Here is a 20,743-nt window from a genome sequence, read left to right as displayed (position 1 = left end):
AGAATAGGGGTAAATCAAATGACAAAAAACTTGCAGCTATCAGCCGAAGAAATGCGTCAGTTAGGATATCAAGCGGTTGACTTGATTGTTGATCATATGAATCATTTAAAAAGTAAACCAGTTTCAGAAACGATTGATAGTAATATTTTTAGAGACAAGCTAATTGAAACGATTCCGGAAAACGGATCTAATCCAAAAGAATTACTTCATTTTCTTAATAACAATGTGTTTAATCAAATTACTCATGTGGATCATCCTCATTTTATGGCTTTTGTGCCAGGTCCTAACAATTATGTTGGTGTATTAGCAGATTTTTTAGCAAGTGGGTTTAATGTATTTCCTACAGCTTGGATAGTAGGTGCAGGTGCCGAACAAATTGAATTAACGACAATTAACTGGTTAAAATCAATGCTAGGATTCCCTGATTCAGCTGAAGGACTATTTGTCAGTGGTGGTTCCATGGCTAATTTGACTGCACTTACTGTAGCGAGACAGGTCAAGCTGAATAATGACATAGAAAATGCGATTGTTTATTTTTCTAACCAAACTCATTTTTCTGTAGATCGAGCACTTAAAGTATTAGGTTTTAAACAGCATCAAATTTGCCGAATTGAGACAGATGAAGACTTAAAAATTTCAGTTAGTACTTTAAGAAAACAAATAAAAGAAGATCGATTAAAAGGGAAAAAACCATTCTGTGTTATTGCTAATGCAGGGACAACGAATTGCGGAGCGGTGGACTCCCTCGATGAATTGGCTGATGTATGTGGTGATGAAGATATATGGCTACACGTGGATGGGGCTTATGGGGCTGCAGCAATTCTCAGTGAAAAAGGAAGGGAGTTATTAAGTGGAATTCATCGTGCCGATTCTTTAACGTTAGACCCGCATAAATGGCTTTTTCAGCCTTATGATGTTGGTTGTGTACTTATTCGAAATAGCCAATATTTAAGTGAAACATTCCGTATGATCCCAGAGTATATTAAGGATACAGAAACTAATATAGAAGAAAAAGTGAATTTTGGGGAGCGTGGAATTGAACTTTCTCGTAGATTTAGAGCATTAAAGGTATGGCTTTCTTTTAAAGCATTCGGAGTTACAGCTTTTCGTGAGGCAATTGATCATGGCATTATGCTAGCTGAACAAGTTGAAGAGTTTTTAAGGAAAGAAAAAGATTGGGAAGTAGTAACACCCGCCCAATTAGGAATTGTTACTTTTCGTTATATTCCATGTGAGCTAACATCTACAGATACAATTCATGAAATAAACAAAAAATTAGTGGAAGAAATTAATCAAAGAGGATTTGCTATGCTAAGTACTACTAAATTAAAAGAAAAAATAGTAATTCGACTTTGCTCTATCAACCCAAGGACAACAAAAGAAGAAATACTTCAAATCATGATGAACATAAAAGCATTGGCAGAGGAAATAAACACATCGCCTAAACATCTTATATCTGTTTCTCAACCTTGATATATTAGGCGGATTTTACATATTAATAGCCGATTCTCATTTAGAATCGGCTATTATGTTTAAATGATAACATATATACTATTTATAAGTATTTATCTTGTAATGGGATTAAGCCTCAACCTTGGATACTCGTTTGAAACCAGTCTTTATTGCTTGTACTATTTCGTTCACAGCATAAATAGATACATCGGCATTTGGATTTAACCCTTCAAACCAGTGATAGGCATTTGGATATAAATGAAACTCCACATCAACACCAGCTTGCGCTAGTTTGCTTACATAGGTTAATGTTTCGCTGCGGAATGGATCTAATTGACCAACAAATGTGTAAGTATACGGTAAGTCACTATAATCCTCAGCTCGAGAAGGTGCTGCATAGGCAGGGATTTGATCCGTTCCATACATTTCTCCTAAATACATTTTCCAGCCAGCTTCATTTGCCTTTTGATTCCAAACAAATCCCTCTTTAATTTCATTCGCTGAAGGTGTATCATTTCTGTCATCAATCATTGGATATAGTGGCATTTGTAAACAAATTGAAGGATATTTTCGATCTCGGGCTAATAATGATAATGCTGCTGTTAGTCCACCGCCGGCACTTACTCCTGCAACCCCAATACGATTTGAATCAATGTTTAATGACTTTGCATTATCAGCAATCCATTTTAAAGCTGAATAACAATCCTCAATTGGTGCTGGGTAAGGGTGTTCAGGTGCTAAGCGGTAGTCTACAGATACAACCACACAGCCAGCTTCTTTTGCAAACCTCATACAAGTATCATCGTTATCATCTATAGAACCTAAGATATAACCACCACCATGTATCCATAATAAGACAGGTAAAGATTCATGATTTGATTTTGGACGATAAATTCGTAATGGTAACGGATTATCATCAGGCCCAACAATGACTTTATCTGTTAAAGAAAGAGAGTCATCAACAACGGTAGGTGGTCTCATTTGAGCTATTCCTTCTCTGATTGATTGCAAGTTTTCCGGGCGTAAATCGAGATCCGGAAACATCTCTAACCCTTGTAATAATTCTGGATTTACTCTAGTTTTCATTTTAGCACCTCTATTTGTAATTGTTTTCAAATAAATGAAGTGTATATTCTAAGTAGTTTAATTGTGAAAGAACACCACAATTAAATTGTAAATTGGATATGTTATAACGGTCAACAGAATATTCGGAAATTAAAACCTTTCTCAAGAAGGACTTTCATGCAATTAATAATACAAGTATTGGATTTAAGAGCAAAGTGGTTTAATGTCGTTGTAATTATGTACATTAGAAAAATTTCTTTTCTAGACTCATGAAGAATTATGAAAAGCAAAATTTTATAGATAGTTATCTTAAAAATAAACAAAGAGAGAAGAACTAACCAATGTTCTTCTCTCTTTTTCATATGTAATTAGGGTATCCTTAACTGCAAATACGGATGGTATAGATTAATGGATGAATAATTTCCTTTTAAATTAATAACGGAATACATAAAGATTTTTATATGTAATATTGCATATACAGGGACTACTAGTGAAAATGTTGAGCAATGTTTTTCCATATGGTAAATTAGTTCCTTAGTTATTTATTTTATTTCATTTTCAATCGTGTAAGGCTAGGGGCGAAGATTTACAAAGGTGACTAGTAAAAAATATAACAATATAAGTATAAGATTTTGTACTTAGTAATCTCGCGATTTAAGGCATGACATTGGATAAGTGCGGGGAGTTCAATCGATTTTGAATAAAATCAATAGTATCAGTTGCAATTTTTTTACGTTTAAGAACGATCCCGGCATGCCCACATTTATAAATATATCGTGGAGGTCTTTCCCAAGATTCCCACAAGTAGTCTGTATCCTCAGAATGCACATATAGATCATGCTTACCTGAAATTAATAAAATATTTTCTTTTTTTACTTTTGGCAATGCTTGACTCGGTTCAGTGATTTTCCAATAATCTATTAAATCATCATACGTAACACCATGATGTTCCAAGTCTTCTCTAATAAATTTACCTGGAGTTGTATTCCAAATAGAATAAGAAAGTCGATTTGCATAGAAAATGGATGCTAACACATCAATTTCTTCTTCAACAAGAGAGGTTAAGTTAGTAATAAATCCGCCTAAACTAATTCCTATTAGAATCAGGGGCCCATTTTTATTTGCTTTAATCCATTTAATCAAAGCTCGTAAGTCAGCTACCGCTTGTCTAGTTGCTTGTAATGTTCGTTCAATATTTGCACTTACCATATACTCTCCACTGAATAAGGATTGATCGGGTTTTCTTTCAAAATGATAGGGTAGAGTGAAATAATACATATTCCACTTCAGGCTGGTCATATGATCGTGGAATATTTTTTTCACACGTTCGTTAGAATCCATTCTCCAACCGTGAACAAAGATAACATGAGGTGCATTTTCATTTTTATGTAAGAATAATTCCCCAGTTACAGAGTCGTTGCGTGAATCACCGGATTGAACCGAACTTTTATAGTTGAATTGCCCAACCATGTATTCATTTTCCTGCTTTGAATGCTTAATGTCAAAATGAAAATGTGATGGTTGTACTTTATAAAAAGATTCTATGTCCTTTATATTTAATGAAGTGTTAGAAAGGGAAGTAAACTGAAATGCTACACTTCTTTTTTTATGTAAATCATATAAGGCGTACCGATCAATGAGTTTTGAAAAAATCAAATTAACCTCCTCCAAAATACATATTGTTTAAAACATGGACAAAATTTATGTTGTAAATTAATTATAAAATATTCTCTTTTCCTAATAGTAGGTGATAAATTTGTATATCATATTATAAAGCTTGCAATAAAATAAAACTATAAATATATACTAAAATTTAAGAAGTAAGTTAATGTTCATATCCGTATAAAAGAATATTAAATTGTTTCTTTTCTTATTAAAAGATGTAATTTCTATTAGGAAACTTACATTCTCATATAAATATTTACAAATAGGTTTCTCTATATTTATTGTATAGAAATTACACAGTAAATATTTTTTGTGCTACATACATTAAATTAATCTTAACCTTTAATAAATTTATTAAACGGAATAACTCCTTATCAATATTCAAAAACGGCTGCATTTTTGAATTTGTGTTCTAGCTTTTCTGAAACAGGTAAATAACTACACATAAACTCCTTATATCTCTAGTTAAACTACCGATTAGCTCCATATAAACTCTAGATAACCTATATAGAATACAAGTTATCAAGGAGGTAAGAAAAAATGAATTTTATGAAACGAGCAATTCTCAGTATGAAAAAAAGGATAGGAACATCATTAATTTTGATGGCAGTTTTTCTGATTGTTACAAATTTGGTTCTTTCAGGTTTCACAATCCAAAATGCATCAAAAAAAGCAGCGGATGCTGCAAGAAAAAAACTTGGTGCAGATGTTACTTTAGGTCTTGATTTCGACAAATTAGGTCAAAAAGCTAAGGAAACTGGAGAAATGCCAAATCCGCCGCAGCTCGATGCAAAAGAAACAGATCAATTAGCGAAGTCCAAGTATGTAAAAGATTATAATTACATAGCTAACACTTTCGGTATTTCTGATGGGCTTAAACTAGTAGGAGCTTCAGAAGGAGAAGGAAAAGGTAAAGTGGGAATGGCGGCTGCGCGAGGCGGTTCAAGCTCTGGTACAGAAATCGATATGAACGCTTCTTTTATGATTGAGGGAGTTCGCAAGACTGCATTACAAGAAAGCTTTAAAAACGGAAAAAGTAAAATCATTGATGGAAAACCAATAACAGAGCAAATGAAGGATCAGAATGTAGCTTTAATGGAAAAACGATTAGCGGAATTAAACAATTTGAAAGTAGGAGACAAAGTTAAAGTGCAATCAGGGGATAAGAAGGAAACCCTTGAGGTTGAAATTATCGGTATTTACGAAACAAATGAGCAAGCAATGGGTCAACAGGCTCCTCCTATTATGGATCCAGCTAATAAACTATATATGCCGCATTCAACTATGAAAAAATTAGAAGTAGACCAAGGTATAAGTAGTGTTCAAGTCGTGTATTTCTTGAATGATCCACAATATATTGATGCATTTAAAAAAGAAGCAAGAAAATTTAATATTGATTTTAATTATTATAAATTAGATGCGCATGATTCATTGTACAAGCAAATGATTGGTCCTATCGAAAATATCTCTTCGACTTCTCAAATGATTATTTATATTGTATCGATTGCAGGTGCGATCATTTTAGGATTAATCATAATGCTATCAATTAAAGGGCGTCGTAAAGAAATGGGAATTCTATTGTCCATTGGAGAGAAAAAGTGGAAGCTGATGGCGCAATTCGTAGTAGAAGTAGTGTGTGTCGCTATTTTAGCATTTGGATTATCCATAACAACAGGAGCTAAAGTTTCTCAATATATCGGGGATAATTTACTTTCGAATGAAATTGCTACTTCAAGCGAAGAAACAGATACCTCGCAACATGGTACTGTAATGATGGCTGGACCTGGTGGTACTCTACAAAATCAAAAAGAAGATCCGATTAATAAAATTGATGTAAGTGTAACAGGAGAAGATGTAGGAAAAATGGGTGGAATTGGACTAGCTATTGCTATAATAGCAACGCTTCTTCCGGCATTATCTATTCTACGTTTAAACCCAAAACAAATTCTTTTAAAAGATGAATGAGGAGGCTCGATATGGAGACAATTTTACAGTTTAAAAATTTAGATTATTATTATGAAAGTAATGGAAAAAATGTAGCGATACTAGAAAATGTTAACTTTTCTTTTCAAAAAGGACATTTCTACACGATTTTAGGACCATCTGGATCTGGTAAAACTACGACTCTAAGCTTAGGTTGTGGACTAGATGTCCCTAAAAATGGTTATGTACTGTATAATGGCAAAGATATTAGAAAAATTGGTTTGGATCGATACCGTAATCAAAATGTATCTGTAATTTTCCAATCTTATAACTTAATAACCTATATGACAGCTCTTCAAAATGTCTTAACAGCAATGGAAATTACAGGTGTTAAAGTGCAAAATAAAACAGCAAGAGCATTACAGTTATTAGAGAGGGTAGGACTCTCAGAAGCTGAAGCGAAACGAAACGTCCTGCAACTAAGCGGTGGGCAACAACAGCGTGTAGCAATTGCTCGAGCACTATCTTGTAATGTTGATTTATTGATTGCGGATGAGCCAACAGGAAACCTTGATGAGCAAACCGCAATGGATATTATAGAACTGTTTCAAGAACTTGCACATAAAGAGAATAAATGTATTATTGTTGTGACGCACTCACAGGAGGTTGCTAAAAAATCAGATCGTGCAGTGTATTTAAGTAAGAAGAAGTTGGTTGTAAATGAAATCTAATATAAACATCGTAGCTGTTCAATTCACATAATTTTCAAAATCTAGACCTTTCAAAAGCTTATATTTGATTTATAATAAAATCAAGCCATAATCAAAATGGTCTCCCTGTACTGAATGTTAAAATAGTTTGTTGTTCCCGTTTTAATAATATTTGAAAAAGAACTTGTAGGATATTCTACAAGTTCTTTTTAGTATAATTGGTTACCTATATCATGGGATAATCATACATAAAAAACGGAACATTACCTAGATGTATAATCTAAATATCGTCCCGTTTACCTATCTATGTATCTGTATAGTTATTGCAGAATTAAACCTACAATCATAATTAAACTAAATACTATCATCCAACCAAACGCACAATATCCAAAAATTTTAATCCATTTAGGTAATTGATTCATGTTAATTTTATTTGTGGGAACTCCTTGCATCGAAAACATCATTTTTTGATCTCTATCTCTATTATTTTGTTGTTCATACATAATATCATCACCTTTCCAGAACTATTGTGTTTATAGTATATCAACCTAAAGAAAATTATGTACAGAATAAAAGAGGATAGCATATATATTATGTGGTGAATTTTATAAATAAATGCATTTAATTGCCATGATTCTAAGTGCTAATACGTTATAAATACTGAACAAGAGCCCTACATAAATAGGACTCTTGTTCTTCAAATATTAACTTGCTGGATATGCATCAGAACCAAGATAACGTTCTTTTATAATTTGAAGATGATGAAGCTCATGACCGGCAATGATGTATGCTAATGCACGAACTGTAACTTCAGAATTATTCGCATTTCCTCTTTGTGACCAGGCTTCTTTATCTAAGCTTCTAAGTAAATACAGGGTAGATTGGCGAACAACTATTAAATTCTCAAGAAGATCTTGCATAGATTGCTTATCAAAAGCAGCTCTAAGAACATACATATCATCATTATAGCCTGGAAGTTCTGCTGTCTCGCCTCGAGCGATAGATAGCAATCGATACGCCATAATACGTTCTGTATCTGCTATATGACCGATTACTTCTTTTATACTCCATTTAGTAGGAGCATACCGGAAAAGTCCCTTACTATTAGAAATTCCCTTTAATAAAAGATTCGTTTCCTTCATTTGTTGTTCTAGAATATGTATGATATTTCCGTCTGATACCAAGTTGGTATACGTTGCATAATAGGAGTTATATTCACTTACCTTTGGTCTTATTTCCATACGAATCATCCTTTATGTTTAATCTTTACATATAGCTTATCATAAAAGAATTCCAAATTAATCTGAAAAATGGAGGTGAATAAACATTTTTCATCCTCCTTTTCAGTTTCATAGATGAAATGTATCTCAAATAAGAGAATCTAATTTGCTGCTAAGCGTAATTTCGCTTTTTTTGCTGTTATAGGTAAACATTTAAGTTGAATACAGTTTGTCACTACTTATGACAATCGCCATTTAAAAAGTAGCATACGTCATTAAACGAAAAGCCTGTTAATAAGTTTATACTTACTACAAAAACAAATAAACTCGCCCTATTTAAAGGAGAGTTTATTTGTTTTTATGTTTAGATAGCGGAATACTCATGCAAAATTGCACACTATGTTCCATATTTTTTATTGAATACTTTATATCTAACGTTTCAAGAATTTGTTTAACAATATATAGCCCCAAACCACTTCCTCCAGTATTTCGATTCCTTGATTTTTCAATTCGATAAAATGGTTTGAAAATTTGTTGAATATCTTCATCTTTAATATTGATACCTGTATTTATAATTTTCATTTCGATTTGATCTTGTTTAGAATTCTCTCTTAACTTTATATAGACTTTTTCATTATGTGGTGAATACATAACCGCATTGTGGATAATATTTTTGCATGCTTTTTCTAAAAGAGCACAATCTGTATAAATAGAAAGGTCAGAATCAAATTCTTTTATTATTTCGATACTTTTTTGAGAAGCAAAAAATTCGAGATCTTTTGTGATTGTACCTATTAACTTTGAAGGATTAACTTCCTCTACTTTTAGTTTGAAGGTGTGTTGTTCTAATTTCGATACGCTTAAAATTTCACGAACTAATTGTTCCATACTTTCAATAATTTGATGATTTTTCTTTAAATATTGATCGCGATTTTGATAAGGGCCAATATTGTATATCATCCCTTCTAAGTATCCTTTCATTACAGTAAGAGGGGACTTTAATTCATGTGCTACAATCGCAAAAAACTCTCTGCGTTTTGTTTCTATTTCTCTTTCTTTTTCAATATCATTTTTTAATTGTTCATTTGCTTTTTTTAAATCAAACATAGCTTGTTGTAAGTTAATAGACATGTCATTCAAACTATTAGACAATTCTCCTAACTCATCTGTAGAGCGAACCTCAATTTTTTCGGAGAAATCTAAATTTGCCATCTTTTGTGCACCTTCATTAATATAAATAAGTGGCTTTGTAATAAACCTGGAATAAAAATAAGCACTTCCTATACCAATAATGAGCACAATGATACTAATATAGGGGAGAAATCGTACTAAAACCTGTGAAGCTTCATCAATCGGTTGAAATGTAGCAAAGACTATAAGTGTTAAACTACCATCTTGGAATTGAATTGGTTTCGTAACGTTATATGAATTGCTAAGGGTACTTGCATTCTCGAATCGTGTTGCTTTAGTAACTACTGTTTTTTGCGTACCACTTTGAATAAAAGAAAATGAAGGAGAGTAAATAATTACTCCTTCTTTATTTTGAAGGTAAAGCATCGCATTATTTTTTTTTGCGTATTCATCAAAAAGTGGTATCGCATCTTGAAACGTAAGATTTTTAGACTTATCAATGATTTCGTTTATCCCTGTTTGAAGTTGATCTGTTTTATATTGCTCATAAAACGTAGGGAGAAAGAAGTATAAAGTTAAATAAATCAATACTGCAAAGGATAACAAAATGAGAGATGTAGTCATAAAGAGTTTATAAGTAATTTGCTTCATCTTCATGAGTTTCACAATACTATTCATCAATTTTATAACCAATACCCTTTATTGTTTTAATATAAGGGATAGCTAATTTTTTGCGTAGGTTTTTAATATGTGTATCAATTATTCGTGTTTCTCCAAAATAATCGTACCCCCAAACCTTCTCTACGATATTTTCTCTTGTAAGTACTTTTCTCTCATTTTGAAATAGTAGTTGTAGAATTTCAAACTCTTTTGTCGTTAATATAATTTCAACATCATTTACATAGACTCTATATGCATCCACATCGATACGAACTTCTTTAAATATCAAATGATTATTTACATTTTTATCATAACTTCTTCTAAGTACAGCTTCGACTCGTCTAATCAAAACATGAAATGAAAAGGGTTTTGTTATATAATCATCGATCCCAAGATCGAATCCTTTCATTTGATCTTCCTCTTCTTCCAACGCAGTTAGCATAATAATTGGTACGTTTGACTGACTTCGAATCATTTTAGAAACTTCAAACCCATTAAGATTGGGCATCATGACATCTAGGAGAATTAAATCAAAGGATTGCTTATTAAATTGTGTCATACCCTCTAGTCCATCTGAAGCGACTACCACTGTATAATGCTGTGTCATTAAAAATTGTTTAATTAATTCCTGAATTTCTTGATCGTCCTCTACCACGAGAATATGATAGTTTTTCATAATATCACCTCTGGTAGTCATTATAGCCGTACTATCTGGAGTTTATGTGGAGATACAGTAGTAAACTTCATAGGACGTTTACTACCAAAAAGTATTATTAGCTATATTACTTTTTTATGGAGAAATAATTGATTAAAAAACTTATCGTATGAATTGATGTATGAATAATATTTACGAAAAACTAATGTATAATAATGTGAATTGTATGTAATTTCTTAAAATTCGTGAAAATATACTTGTACTTCTTTACCAAAAGAGGGAAAGGAATTTTAATATAGAAGAAGCTACAGTAATACTAGAGTGTGTGCCAAGAACTTTGGATTTCTCTCATCTAGTTTCTATTTAATCGTTAATCACTACATAACAATGTTCTGGCTAAACCAAAAGTTTAAAGGTACAAACTTGGAGAGATTTATATAATGTTAGAAAGGTTGTGAAATGATTTGAAGTGTTATAAAGGTATGCTGTTTGATTTAGATGATACCTTACTTGATAGGGATAAGGCAGTAGCGGCATTATTTTTAATTGTTTTAGAAAAGTGTTATGAAAATGTAGATGGTGCGGCTAAAAGCAACATGTTACAGAAATTCAAAGAATACGATAAAAGAGAATATGGCATAAGTAATAAAACGACAGTTTTAGAATCATTGTTTGATGAATTCACGCCGAAGTATAGACTGCCACGCAATTATATCCAAGATTTTTGGAATAATAATTTCCCTAGATGTTTTTCAATAGACCAAAATACTATTCATTTCTTAAATCAAATAAAGAAGCACTTTAAAGTTGGAATTATAACAAATGGCTCAACTCAGAGGCAAAAAGCTAAAATATTTAACACGAATTTAAATAGGTATTTTGAAACAATCATTATTTCTGAAGAAGTGGGATTTAGTAAACCTGATAAACGTATATTCGAACTAGCGTTAAATAAGCTAAATTTACAGCCGGAAAATACTTTATTTGTTGGGGATGACTTAGAAAAGGATATTGCTGGTCCTCAAAATATAAATATAAAAGGTGTGTGGTTTAACCCTCAAAAAATCAAGAATACTACCAAAATACAACCATATGCCGAGATTAACACTTTGGATAGTTTGTTAAGTTATGTTACTCCACAATATTTTTATAACAAGTAAAAGCAATTTCATATATATATTCAAAAATATAAAAAAGAGAAACTATCATTAATTTCATTGACCGTATTAGTAATAAAGAATAGAGGCGATTTTAATAGCTGCGGCTAATTTAATCTATGATTAATACGAAGTTTTGTAAAACAATTTTACTCATACGGTGCACATTATAAAGGGGTGGGACTATGGACATAAAGAAAGTAGTAATCGATGGAATCAATATTGCGGTCATTAGAAACGATCAGGTATTAATATCGGATGTTCAGTCTGCATTAGATACTATGGCAACAGTTCAATACGAGGTAGATGCGAAGCATATTATTATCCACAAGTCATTAATAAGTGAAAGCTTCTTTGATTTAAAAACACGTCTTGCGGGTGATATCCTTCAAAAGTTTATAAACTACAAGGTAAAGATTGCTATCATTGGGGATTTCTCTATTTACACTAGTAAAAGCTTAAAAGACTTTATTTATGAATGTAATAAAGGGAATGACATTTTTTACTTAGCAACTGAGCAACAAGCAATTGAAAAACTAAGTACATTAAAGTAAAAATTATATCCTGCTAAATTCCCCCATTTCACTTAGTTCATGATTATATACGATATAGAAGAACTGATGTTTGTGGTAAACTAAGAGATGAATAAAGGGGGAGTTTTTTTGAACAATTTTAATGATACGATCCGAAATTTAAATAATATAGTTTACCAACCTAACAATTTAATGATTACGAATCTAAAAGAAGAAAAGCAAAACGCAGAATATGCAGGATGTTTATTCCACTTAAATAACAAAACCATTCGTTTTAGAAAATCAAAAGTTACTCCTAATAAAATTGGTCAATTTGTTTCTTTTTGGGAGAAAGATGACAATATGCAAAATCAAGCATTTTCTTATGACGCTGCTCCTGATTTATTAGTTATTACTTGTATAGATGATCATAAACTAGGACAATTCATTTTGCCTAAAGAGATTCTTCTTAAGGAAAAAATCTTGAGAACACAAAATCAAAAAGGCAAGATGGCTATGAGGATTTATCCTATATGGGATAAGCCTGTTAGCAATCAAGCTAAAAAGAGCCAAATGTGGCAACTTCAGTATTTTGTTGATTTAAGCGATTGTAATAATTTACCTATAGACAAACTATTAAATTTGTATTTGTAGCTTCTTATCTTTAGTGATCTTGTCGGTTAGACTTTTTGTACCGGTACAGTTACATAAAATGTACGTTGTTACAGTACCCCTTAAAACTTACAATCAGCATATATTATTTAAACTTATAAAATTTTAAGGGGTGCTAAATATGACAAGTTTACAAGATCAGCTTTTCGCAAGATTAAATCTTAAAAAACGTAATGAAGTAACGTTTGAAGAATTACCTACTATACTCTTTTCATTTGCACATACTATACCATTTGAGAATTTAGACGTTATAGCACAAAATACGAATCAAATCTCTCTGGAAAACTTACGAGAGAAAATTTTAACTAGTTCCCGTGGTGGACTTTGCTACGAATTAAACACCCTTTTTTACTATTTCTTAAAAGACTGTGGCTATGATGTACAACTGGCATTAGGTACGGTTTATAAAAATGATATAAATGCATGGGCACTTGAGGATGGCCATATAACAATTATTTTAACTTATGCTAATGTACAGTATTTAATTGATGTAGGTATAGCTTCATTAGTACCTCTTGTTCCTGTACCTTTTACTGATGAGTCTGTTTCTTCAAAGAATGGGTCGTACCGGGTGAGACGAAAAGATACGAGTAAAGGAAATTATGTTTTAGAAAGAATAGATGCTGAAGGAGAATGGAAAGTTTGTCATGCCTTTTATAAACATATTATTGATGAGATAGTAGTAAACGATGTTCAAAGAAGAGTAATAGAAGATGAGAAATCTATTTTTAATAAGGGACCAATTGCAGTGAAATTGACGGACTCTGGGCATGTCTCTTTAACGAATAATAGTGTAACTGAAATTATTTATGGAGCAAAAACTAAGCGTGAGGTTACAGAAGAGCAATATAGAGAGCTTTTATATACTTTATTTGCTATTAAGTTATGAATAATAAAGATAGCCGGTACTTAATCAGAGGCGGCTATCTTTATTATTTTTTGGTGTAAATGGTTTTCGTCTAATATGTTTCGGAAACTGCGGTATAGTTAATGTTTCCTCAGTTTCTTCATATGTATGAAAAACTGGTTCTTTTGCAGCAGAATAATATGATTTAAAGTTTGATTTTCTTAATACATATAATACACTAGAACAGTACGAAAAAGTATGTACAATGAATTTTGAATGTAAAGGAAGATTATTATGTCAGTTATTGATAAATTGAAACTTAATAAGTATACAAATATGGTCGTAATTAACGAACCAAGTAATTATGACATTTTTACAGGTAAAGAAACTGTATTCTCAAAAGAACACGATGCTATCTTTATATTTGTAGAAACGCTTGATGAAATGGTGAAACAAACGAATTTTATTATTAGTAATGAAGAATTACTAATTGAAAAAGGTTACGTGTTCTTCGCATATCCGAAAAAAGGTAATGCTCGTTATAGTACGTTTATTCACCGTGATGAGATGTTTCCGGCATTAAACGTTGGAGAAGATGGTTATGTGGGAGAAAGCAATATTAAATTTGCACGAATGGTAAGTATGGATGAAGTCTTTACTGTTGTAGGTTTAAAACGTGAAAAGAAAAAAACAATGAAAACATCTGCTATGAGTCAATGTGTTGCCGATTATGCAGATCGAATTAAAGATGTTGAAGCATTATTAACAAATCACCCGAATGAACTTAAGTTTTATCAAAGTTTAACGCCTGGATACCAAAAAGATTGGGCACGTAATCTTTTTTCTGTGAAACAAGAAAAAACACGTGAAAAACGTCTAGAGAAAATGATAGAAATCCTTTCACAAGGCTATAAAACAATTGAATTATTCCGTAAGAAGAAAAAATAATGACTAAGAAAGTCACAATGCTGCAACAATTAATTGTGATGAGTACATTGAAAAAAGTATTCCTTCCATTATACTAAGGAATGTTCTTATATTTATATAATTAGCAAAAAGAGAAAAGGTGTTTGAAATGAAATCGTATATTGTAGTTGGATCTGGAATTTTAGGAGCGTCTACTGCTTATCATCTTGCTAAAGCAGGTGCGAATGTTACTATCGTGGATCGCCAACAATTAGGGCAAGCAACTGATGCAGGAGCAGGTATTGTATGTCCATGGCTATCACAGCGTCGTAATAAAGCATGGTATAAAATCGTTAAAGGCGGTGCAAGTTACTATTCTTCGTTAATTCAGCAATTAGAAGAAGACGGTGAAACTGACACAGGATATAATCGTGTAGGTGCAATTAGTTTACATACTGACGAAAAAAAGTTAGATCAAATGGAAGAGCGAGCTTATAAACGACGTGAAGATGCCCCAGAGATTGGTGAAATCACTCGCTTATCAGCTGAAGAAACAAAAAAATTATTCCCAGCATTATCAGACGAATATAGTTCTGTTCATATTAGTGGTGCTGCACGAGTAAATGGAAGATTATTACGCAATGCATTAATAAGTGCTGCGAAAAAACATGGTGCAACTTTTATAAAAGGCGATGCCATATTAGTCCGTGAAGGAAATCATATTACTGGAGTTATAGTAAACGATGAAACAATTTTAGCAGAAAAGGTTCTTGTAACTGCAGGTGCATGGGCGAATGAAATCTTGAACCCATTAGGAATTAATTTCTTAGTTACATTCCAAAAAGGACAAATTGTTCATCTGCAAATTGAAAATACAGCAACAGAAAATATGCCAGTTGTTATGCCGCCAAACGATCAATATATTTTAACGTTCGACAATGGTCATGTCGTAATTGGTGCAACACATGAGAATGATACGGGTTTCGATCATCGTGTAACAGCAGGTGGTCTACATGAAGTATTCCATAAAGCATTAGCAGTTGCACCTGGCTTAGAAAATGCTACAATGCTTGAAACGAGAGTTGGATTCAGACCATTCACACCAGGATTCTTACCTGTTATCGGACCGCTACCTAACTTTGAAGGAATTCTCGTTGCGAATGGATTAGGAGCTTCGGGTTTAACAGCTGGTCCATACTTAGGAGCGGAACTTGCTAAACTAGCGCTCGGACAACCGATTGAATTAGATTTAAATGATTATGACGTTGCTGGAGCAATTGAATAATATGGGGTACTGCTAACATTTAGGAAAACCATGCTAAACAAATTTGACAAGGAATAAACAGTTTTTCCTCTGTTAAGAGTATGCCTGTTTATGAAAAATAAAATTCTTTAAAAATAGAGGGCCGACATTATAAACCTGCATTAATAATGTAGAATTGTGATGTCGGCTCTTTATTCATATTGATTTAAAACTTATTTTCGAGAGGAGGTTAAGTAATGAGAGCACCATATCAAGTATTGATATTTCCTTATATAAAAACTGACGATTCTATTCAATATGGTATTTTTAACCGAAGTGATTATGGTTATTGGCAAGGAATAGCTGGTGGCGGAGAAGACGGTGAGATTCCTATTGAATCAGCAAAACGGGAAGCGTTTGAAGAGGCTGGTATTACAAGAGAATGTCCATATATACAATTAGATTCTGTGTCTTCACTACCAGTAGAGGATGTAGTTGGAGGATTCCTTTGGGGAGAAGAGGTTTATGTAATAAAAGAATTTTCTTTTGGAGTTAAAGTCCCTACAAAAAACATATCATTATCTAAAGAACACTTCAATTATAAATGGTTATGCTTCGAGGAAGCAGTAACGTTTTTGAAATGGGATAGCAACAAAACAGCATTGTGGGAATTAAACAAAAGGCTATTAAAACAATAAAAGTTTTAGCTAACAAAGATATTAGTGGAACAAGAATTTGAACAATTAAAAAAATCTTGCTACACTTCTAAACAGTGTTTTAGATTATAAAATAGAGTAATATAGATTTGGCATGGGTAATGAACTAAGAGAACTTGCACTAAGAAAAGCCCTATACAGTTGCCTGTGAAAAAATGAAAATAGTTAGAAATATTTTTATGTTGTACAGTTTTTGGCTATGAATAGCGGAATAAATATTAAGTATTCAACAGTTCAAATAGAACGAGTCATCTTTTTATTTTAAGAAGAAAGATGACTCGTTTTATGCTAAAATTCGCTTAGTGTATATTTTCGTTAAAATGTGGGTGGGCCCCTTTTAGCAAAACCGGAGTGGGAATGATGAGTATAAATAGTTTTGTGGGATTAATAAAGGACGAATTATTAAAAGAGGTAAGCATACGAAGTGAGGATGAATTCGAGCCTGTAGTAGTTAAAGATATTCCTAGACTTTGGAAGTGTTTAGGGACAGGTAATTATGCCGCAGTATTCATGCACAGAGAATACAAAGATTGGGTAGTGAAAGTTTACGTGCGAGAAGGAGAAGGAATTGAAAAAGAGTCAGAAGCATACCGAAGAATTGGAAATCATCCTTCTTATTCAAAGCTTATATATAAAGGAGAAAATTTCATAGTATTGAAACGTTTAAAAGAAATTACTTTATACGATGCTATTCATAAGGGGATTAAAATTCCTAAGCAGGTAATACTTGATATCAATGAGGCTTTGGAGTATGCGAGGGAACAAGGGTTAACTCCTTGTGATGTTCACGGGAAAAATGTGATGATGGAAAAAGGAAGGGGATATGTGGTCGATGTATCTGATTTCTTAAAAACAAAAGAAGATAGTAAGTGGAGAGACCTAGAAAAGGCATATTTCACCTTTTATTTTCCTTTCATTTATAAATTGCCTTTCCCCGTTAAAATACCGTATTTTATGTTAAACATTGTTAGACGTTCGTACAGAAAATATAAGAAGCTTAAAAAGAAATTCAAATTATAAAAGGACCACATATGTTCCCAAAAACGAGTTGAATTCACATAAATTACTGTAGAAAAATTTAAATTTTTGTTTAGGGGCTACTTCAAGACCTTAGCTTGCTGGGTATATGGTGCTACCCCATTACTATCAACTTAAGAATTGATAGTAATGGGGTATTTAATTTCTTATCTTGATGAGTATGGGATACTGCCAGCATTTCTTCTATCTTCTATATTCTTGTTGTAGGGTGTTATAAAATTCTTAAGTTAATAGGCCTTGAGTGGCATACAATAGCAGAATTAACGAGTAAATGTAACAATCTCATCAACAGCTTTGATATAACCACCTGCCTCACGGAATGATTGACTAATTTTTTTGGCATTCTCTTTGTAAATCGAATGCTGCAACACTTCATTAACGGCATGTTTTAAATCCTCAGCCAATAATTGCTGGATATTTAACATAAATCCTGCGCCATAAAGTGATTCACTTGTGCTATTCATTCCACAATGACTAATAAATACATCCGCTTGGCGCAGTATATCTAATTGTGGAAGATAATTACCAACAATAAAATTATCAGGTATATCTCCTAGCTGCTCCACTGTTAATTGTTTGCCTATACTAAGCTTTCGCATTGAGATCTTTTAAACCGACGAAACATTTTTGATAGAATTCAGGCTGATTATTAATTATGGTTCCCATAGAAATATGCAACCCATTTTCCAGGTAAAGACTGTGCATCATAGAGGATGTAATCGTATGTTTCTTTGGAGGTTTCTTCAAAAATGGAATCAGTAATTCTTTCCATAGCATGAAGGAAGTGTAATAAGTACTCTTGAGGATGGGAAGTCATAAGATTCATAGTTTCCGAAAGCTCTCTTTGTGCCTCTTGATTGATGGGACGGAATTGTGCACCTGCTTTTTTGATTTTTTCTTCAAAATCATTTGATGAATAATAGACAATGTTGTCTCCACGTTGTACTAAATCATGTACTAATCCTAATGTTGGATTTAAGTGTCCTTCTCCACCTATATTGATGTAAAGTGCTTTTTTCATCTTTATCCCCTCCAGTAAATTTGATATCGTAAAATGTAAACGATTTTTTATTTTGTTTGAATTATAACGAACGAAGTGAATAAATGTCTATTTTAATTTTTGAATATTCTTAATTTTTAGAGGGTATTTTATTTAGATAACTTGATGGATGTGGCGAGACCCCACATCCATCAAGTTAAGAAAAAGAAACACCCCAAAAACAAAAAAATGAGATGACTTCTCAAAGTAACTAACTGTAGAGAAAGAAAAATTTCATTTAGTGGGTACTTCAAAACCTTAGCTTAATGGCGATGGGTTCACCATATCAAAACAAGAAAATTGTGCGTATAGACATATTTTTCAACCGCTTCCTGTACGTTAAGGGAATCGTTATTTTTTTACAGTTTTTTTATTATGGAATTCAAAATAACTAATTATAATAGGTGAAAAAACAATCAATAGTTGGGTTACGGAAAGGATTCGAATTTACATTCTTTCTCAATACATATTATGGATAAATAAAGTAAAATATGGGTTAGGGTTATGTCTCATGTTGTGTTAATCCTAACAATAACTAAGGGTACATAATATGCTTTCATACCTTTGAATAATTTTGTTATAGAAGGGATGGAGATTTAAATGGCTCAACTTGTTGGTATTGATAGATACCTTTGTACTGGGGCTTTAATCTATATGCGTGAGGGCCTTTCCCTAAGTCTTGTTAGGAAGTAAGGAACAGCAAGCAAACACTTATACAATATGAATAGAGGAGAGGAATGCCTTATGAAAATACGTAGTCAAATTACATGTGCAAGTTTGGCCCTTTTAATAGTTGGAAGTTCCCTGTTATATACAACACCAACCTCAATTATAAAAGCAGAGCCCACTCAGAATGTATCTAGTTCGTTACAAACAAATACGCAACGAGATCATACTTCCGTCAAGCAAGCAATGCGGGATACATTGCAACTTGGATACCCGGGGATACTTGCTAAAACTTCTGAGGGTGGAAAAACGTGGGGGTATGCCGCTGGAATAGCGGATCTGAGAACCAAGAAACCAATGAAAACAGATTTTCGCTTTCGCATTGGGAGTGTGACGAAGACGTTCACCGCAACAGTTGTACTTCAATTAGCTGGAGAGAATCGCCTGAAGCTAAACGACTACATCGAAGACTGGTTGCCTGGTGTCATTCAAGGAAATGGATATGATGGTAACAAGATTACTATCCGGCACATATTGAACCATACAAGTGGTATCGCTGAATACTCAAGGTCAAAAGACGCTGATTTTACGGATACAAAAAAATCGTATACGGCTGAAGAGTTAGTGAAGATGGGGGTTTCTCTGCCTCCAGACTTTGCTCCAGGAAAGGGCTGGTCTTATTCAAACACAGGATACGTATTACTGGGCATTCTTATTGAAAAAGTAACTGGAAACAGCTATGCGGAAGAGGTTGAAAATCGAATTATTGAACCACTTGAATTGTCGAATACATTCCTACCAGGCAACTCAAGTGTTATTCCAGGCACTAACCATGCCCGTGGATATGTCCAACCAGACGGAGCAAGTGAGCTAAAAGACGTTACTTATTATAACCCAAGTGCAGGTAGCTCTGCTGGAGATATGATTTCTACTGCTGACGACTTAAACAAATTCTTCTCTTACTTGCTCGGTGGCAAATTACTGAAGGAACAGCAACTAAAACAAATGCTTACTACAGTTCCTACAGGAAAAGAAGGAATCGATGGATATGGTCTTGGAATCTATGAAACTAAGCTGCCAAGCGGTGTCTCGATATGGGGACACTCAGGTGGCATTCTAGGGTTTACAACTCTAGTTGGAGGTACACTTGGAGGCAATCATACGTTGGTCGTCAATTGGAATAGTTTGGGTAGAACTGGCAGTCCTAATCCTTTTAAAAATATTTTACTTGCTGAATTTAGCAAGTAGGAAAAAAGGAAAAATTTATCGTAGTTTTCATAGTTGAAAATGTACTTTTCTGGTTCAAAAGCCCCAACTTATTTTCAAGAAAACTTTGGGGCTTTTTTTGTTTTGGTGGCGTTTATTCTTAAGTTGATGGATGTGTGGTGCTACCCCATCGCTATCAAGCTAAAAAAGTAGGTCACCCCAAAAAAGAGAAAATACGTTAAATTCTCATAGATAACTAT

At 33.0% G+C, this 20,743-nt stretch carries 20 protein-coding genes and 1 pseudogene; 12 read left to right on the top strand and 9 right to left on the bottom strand.

What is annotated here, in order from left to right; all coding sequences use genetic code 11:
* Positions 1-18 precede the first annotated feature (18 nt).
* Positions 19-1,473 carry a pyridoxal phosphate-dependent decarboxylase family protein gene (locus tag DOS87_RS14645; protein WP_098577948.1) on the top strand — a complete coding sequence of 485 codons (1,455 nt, stop codon included), beginning with the start codon at positions 19-21 and terminating at the stop codon, positions 1,471-1,473.
* A 108-nt stretch (positions 1,474-1,581) separates the two neighbouring features.
* Here the strand turns inward: DOS87_RS14645 and DOS87_RS14640 are convergent, their stop codons facing one another.
* Both DOS87_RS14640 and DOS87_RS14635 read right to left on the bottom strand, forming a co-directional pair.
* The gene (locus tag DOS87_RS14640; RefSeq protein WP_000857939.1) at positions 1,582-2,538 is read right to left on the bottom strand and encodes an alpha/beta hydrolase; all 957 of its coding nucleotides are present in this window, start codon (positions 2,536-2,538) and stop codon (positions 1,582-1,584) included.
* 633 nt (positions 2,539-3,171) lie between these two features.
* Positions 3,172-4,173, bottom strand: coding sequence for an alpha/beta hydrolase (locus DOS87_RS14635; protein ID WP_000577701.1), 1,002 nt, complete (start codon positions 4,171-4,173; stop codon positions 3,172-3,174).
* Positions 4,174-4,722: 549 nt separating this feature from the next.
* On the opposite strand from DOS87_RS14635, the gene DOS87_RS14630 reads away from it, so the two are divergent.
* The gene (locus tag DOS87_RS14630) at positions 4,723-6,147 is read left to right on the top strand and encodes an ABC transporter permease (RefSeq protein ID WP_001010216.1); all 1,425 of its coding nucleotides are present in this window, start codon (positions 4,723-4,725) and stop codon (positions 6,145-6,147) included.
* 11 nt (positions 6,148-6,158) lie between these two features.
* Positions 6,159-6,836, top strand: a complete 678-nt coding sequence (locus DOS87_RS14625; RefSeq protein ID WP_000447865.1) for an ABC transporter ATP-binding protein — start codon at positions 6,159-6,161, stop codon at positions 6,834-6,836.
* Positions 6,837-7,135: 299 nt separating this feature from the next.
* Here DOS87_RS14625 and DOS87_RS14620 read toward each other — a convergent pair whose 3' ends face one another.
* The 4 genes from DOS87_RS14620 to DOS87_RS14605 all read right to left on the bottom strand — a co-directional run bounded on the left by DOS87_RS14620 (position 7,136) and on the right by DOS87_RS14605 (position 10,502).
* A complete protein-coding gene (locus tag DOS87_RS14620) occupies positions 7,136-7,318 on the bottom strand; it encodes a hypothetical protein (protein WP_000273237.1) in 183 nt (60 codons plus the stop codon).
* Positions 7,319-7,519: 201 nt separating this feature from the next.
* A complete protein-coding gene (locus DOS87_RS14615) occupies positions 7,520-8,056 on the bottom strand; it encodes a DinB family protein (RefSeq protein ID WP_000405918.1) in 537 nt (178 codons plus the stop codon).
* 327 nt (positions 8,057-8,383) lie between these two features.
* Positions 8,384-9,844: a sensor histidine kinase gene (locus DOS87_RS14610; protein ID WP_001084893.1), complete on the bottom strand. Its 1,461-nt coding sequence runs from the start codon at positions 9,842-9,844 to the stop codon at positions 8,384-8,386.
* Positions 9,837-10,502, bottom strand: a complete 666-nt coding sequence (locus tag DOS87_RS14605; RefSeq protein WP_000800727.1) for a response regulator transcription factor — start codon at positions 10,500-10,502, stop codon at positions 9,837-9,839. Before DOS87_RS14605 ends, DOS87_RS14610 begins: the two co-directional genes overlap by 8 nt.
* A 461-nt stretch (positions 10,503-10,963) precedes the next feature.
* Here DOS87_RS14605 and DOS87_RS14600 point away from each other — a divergent pair, with 461 nt between their 5' ends.
* From DOS87_RS14600 to DOS87_RS14585, 4 genes are all read left to right on the top strand, one after another.
* Positions 10,964-11,641 carry an HAD family hydrolase gene (locus DOS87_RS14600; protein WP_000895696.1) on the top strand — a complete coding sequence of 226 codons (678 nt, stop codon included), beginning with the start codon at positions 10,964-10,966 and terminating at the stop codon, positions 11,639-11,641.
* Positions 11,642-11,823: 182 nt separating this feature from the next.
* Positions 11,824-12,192: a DUF4180 domain-containing protein gene (locus DOS87_RS14595; RefSeq protein ID WP_098578581.1), complete on the top strand. Its 369-nt coding sequence runs from the start codon at positions 11,824-11,826 to the stop codon at positions 12,190-12,192.
* A gap of 108 nt (positions 12,193-12,300) precedes the next feature.
* The gene (locus tag DOS87_RS14590) at positions 12,301-12,804 is read left to right on the top strand and encodes a MepB family protein (protein ID WP_001058784.1); all 504 of its coding nucleotides are present in this window, start codon (positions 12,301-12,303) and stop codon (positions 12,802-12,804) included.
* Between the two features lie 139 nt (positions 12,805-12,943).
* Positions 12,944-13,711, top strand: coding sequence for an arylamine N-acetyltransferase family protein (locus tag DOS87_RS14585; protein ID WP_000202738.1), 768 nt, complete (start codon positions 12,944-12,946; stop codon positions 13,709-13,711).
* Positions 13,712-13,731: 20 nt separating this feature from the next.
* Here DOS87_RS14585 and DOS87_RS30630 read toward each other — a convergent pair.
* Positions 13,732-13,936: pseudogene (locus tag DOS87_RS30630) on the bottom strand (hypothetical protein).
* Between the two features lie 27 nt (positions 13,937-13,963).
* Between DOS87_RS30630 and DOS87_RS14580 the strand changes: the two are divergent.
* The 4 genes from DOS87_RS14580 (at position 13,964) to DOS87_RS14565 (ending at position 17,554) form a co-directional block, all read left to right on the top strand.
* Positions 13,964-14,617, top strand: coding sequence for a YdeI/OmpD-associated family protein (locus tag DOS87_RS14580; RefSeq protein WP_000110860.1), 654 nt, complete (start codon positions 13,964-13,966; stop codon positions 14,615-14,617).
* 127 nt (positions 14,618-14,744) lie between these two features.
* Positions 14,745-15,860 (top strand): NAD(P)/FAD-dependent oxidoreductase, encoded by a 1,116-nt coding sequence (locus tag DOS87_RS14575; protein WP_081143695.1) that lies wholly within the window; start codon positions 14,745-14,747, stop codon positions 15,858-15,860.
* Positions 15,861-16,075: 215 nt separating this feature from the next.
* The gene (locus DOS87_RS14570) at positions 16,076-16,516 is read left to right on the top strand and encodes an NUDIX hydrolase (protein WP_001202616.1); all 441 of its coding nucleotides are present in this window, start codon (positions 16,076-16,078) and stop codon (positions 16,514-16,516) included.
* Between the two features lie 378 nt (positions 16,517-16,894).
* Positions 16,895-17,554 (top strand): protein kinase family protein, encoded by a 660-nt coding sequence (locus tag DOS87_RS14565; RefSeq protein ID WP_000026523.1) that lies wholly within the window; start codon positions 16,895-16,897, stop codon positions 17,552-17,554.
* Between the two features lie 278 nt (positions 17,555-17,832).
* Here DOS87_RS14565 and DOS87_RS30220 read toward each other — a convergent pair whose 3' ends face one another.
* Positions 17,833-18,171 (bottom strand): glycosyltransferase, encoded by a 339-nt coding sequence (locus DOS87_RS30220; protein ID WP_003265578.1) that lies wholly within the window; start codon positions 18,169-18,171, stop codon positions 17,833-17,835.
* 50 nt (positions 18,172-18,221) lie between these two features.
* Complete coding sequence (locus DOS87_RS14555; protein WP_003309556.1) at positions 18,222-18,593, bottom strand: glycosyltransferase; 372 nt, start codon at positions 18,591-18,593, stop codon at positions 18,222-18,224.
* A gap of 762 nt (positions 18,594-19,355) precedes the next feature.
* On the opposite strand from DOS87_RS14555, the gene DOS87_RS14550 reads away from it, so the two are divergent.
* Positions 19,356-20,525, top strand: coding sequence for a serine hydrolase domain-containing protein (locus DOS87_RS14550; RefSeq protein ID WP_000702513.1), 1,170 nt, complete (start codon positions 19,356-19,358; stop codon positions 20,523-20,525).
* Positions 20,526-20,743 lie beyond the last annotated feature (218 nt).

Source organism: Bacillus sp. CR71 (assembly GCF_003429245.1).
GTDB classification, from domain to species: Bacteria; Bacillota; Bacilli; order Bacillales; family Bacillaceae_G; genus Bacillus_A; species Bacillus_A thuringiensis_S.
This window is presented reverse-complemented; position numbering and strand designations above follow the sequence as displayed.

Bases quoted from the DNA above. Each gene is read 5' to 3' on its own strand.
- DOS87_RS14645 (WP_098577948.1), top strand. From the start codon at position 19: ATGACAAAAAACTTGCAGCTATCAGCCGAAGAAATGCGTCAGTTAGGA.
- DOS87_RS14640 (WP_000857939.1), bottom strand. From the start codon at position 2,538: ATGAAAACTAGAGTAAATCCAGAATTATTACAAGGGTTAGAGATGTTT.
- DOS87_RS14630 (WP_001010216.1), top strand. From the start codon at position 4,723: ATGAATTTTATGAAACGAGCAATTCTCAGTATGAAAAAAAGGATAGGA.
- DOS87_RS14625 (WP_000447865.1), top strand. From the start codon at position 6,159: ATGGAGACAATTTTACAGTTTAAAAATTTAGATTATTATTATGAAAGT.
- DOS87_RS14620 (WP_000273237.1), bottom strand. From the start codon at position 7,318: ATGTATGAACAACAAAATAATAGAGATAGAGATCAAAAAATGATGTTT.
- DOS87_RS14615 (WP_000405918.1), bottom strand. From the start codon at position 8,056: ATGGAAATAAGACCAAAGGTAAGTGAATATAACTCCTATTATGCAACG.
- DOS87_RS14610 (WP_001084893.1), bottom strand. From the start codon at position 9,844: ATGAATAGTATTGTGAAACTCATGAAGATGAAGCAAATTACTTATAAA.
- DOS87_RS14605 (WP_000800727.1), bottom strand. From the start codon at position 10,502: ATGAAAAACTATCATATTCTCGTGGTAGAGGACGATCAAGAAATTCAG.
- DOS87_RS14600 (WP_000895696.1), top strand. From the start codon at position 10,964: ATGCTGTTTGATTTAGATGATACCTTACTTGATAGGGATAAGGCAGTA.
- DOS87_RS14595 (WP_098578581.1), top strand. From the start codon at position 11,824: ATGGACATAAAGAAAGTAGTAATCGATGGAATCAATATTGCGGTCATT.
- DOS87_RS14585 (WP_000202738.1), top strand. From the start codon at position 12,944: ATGACAAGTTTACAAGATCAGCTTTTCGCAAGATTAAATCTTAAAAAA.
- DOS87_RS14580 (WP_000110860.1), top strand. From the start codon at position 13,964: ATGTCAGTTATTGATAAATTGAAACTTAATAAGTATACAAATATGGTC.
- DOS87_RS14575 (WP_081143695.1), top strand. From the start codon at position 14,745: ATGAAATCGTATATTGTAGTTGGATCTGGAATTTTAGGAGCGTCTACT.
- DOS87_RS14570 (WP_001202616.1), top strand. From the start codon at position 16,076: ATGAGAGCACCATATCAAGTATTGATATTTCCTTATATAAAAACTGAC.
- DOS87_RS14565 (WP_000026523.1), top strand. From the start codon at position 16,895: ATGAGTATAAATAGTTTTGTGGGATTAATAAAGGACGAATTATTAAAA.
- DOS87_RS30220 (WP_003265578.1), bottom strand. From the start codon at position 18,171: ATGCGAAAGCTTAGTATAGGCAAACAATTAACAGTGGAGCAGCTAGGA.
- DOS87_RS14555 (WP_003309556.1), bottom strand. From the start codon at position 18,593: ATGAAAAAAGCACTTTACATCAATATAGGTGGAGAAGGACACTTAAAT.
- DOS87_RS14550 (WP_000702513.1), top strand. From the start codon at position 19,356: ATGAAAATACGTAGTCAAATTACATGTGCAAGTTTGGCCCTTTTAATA.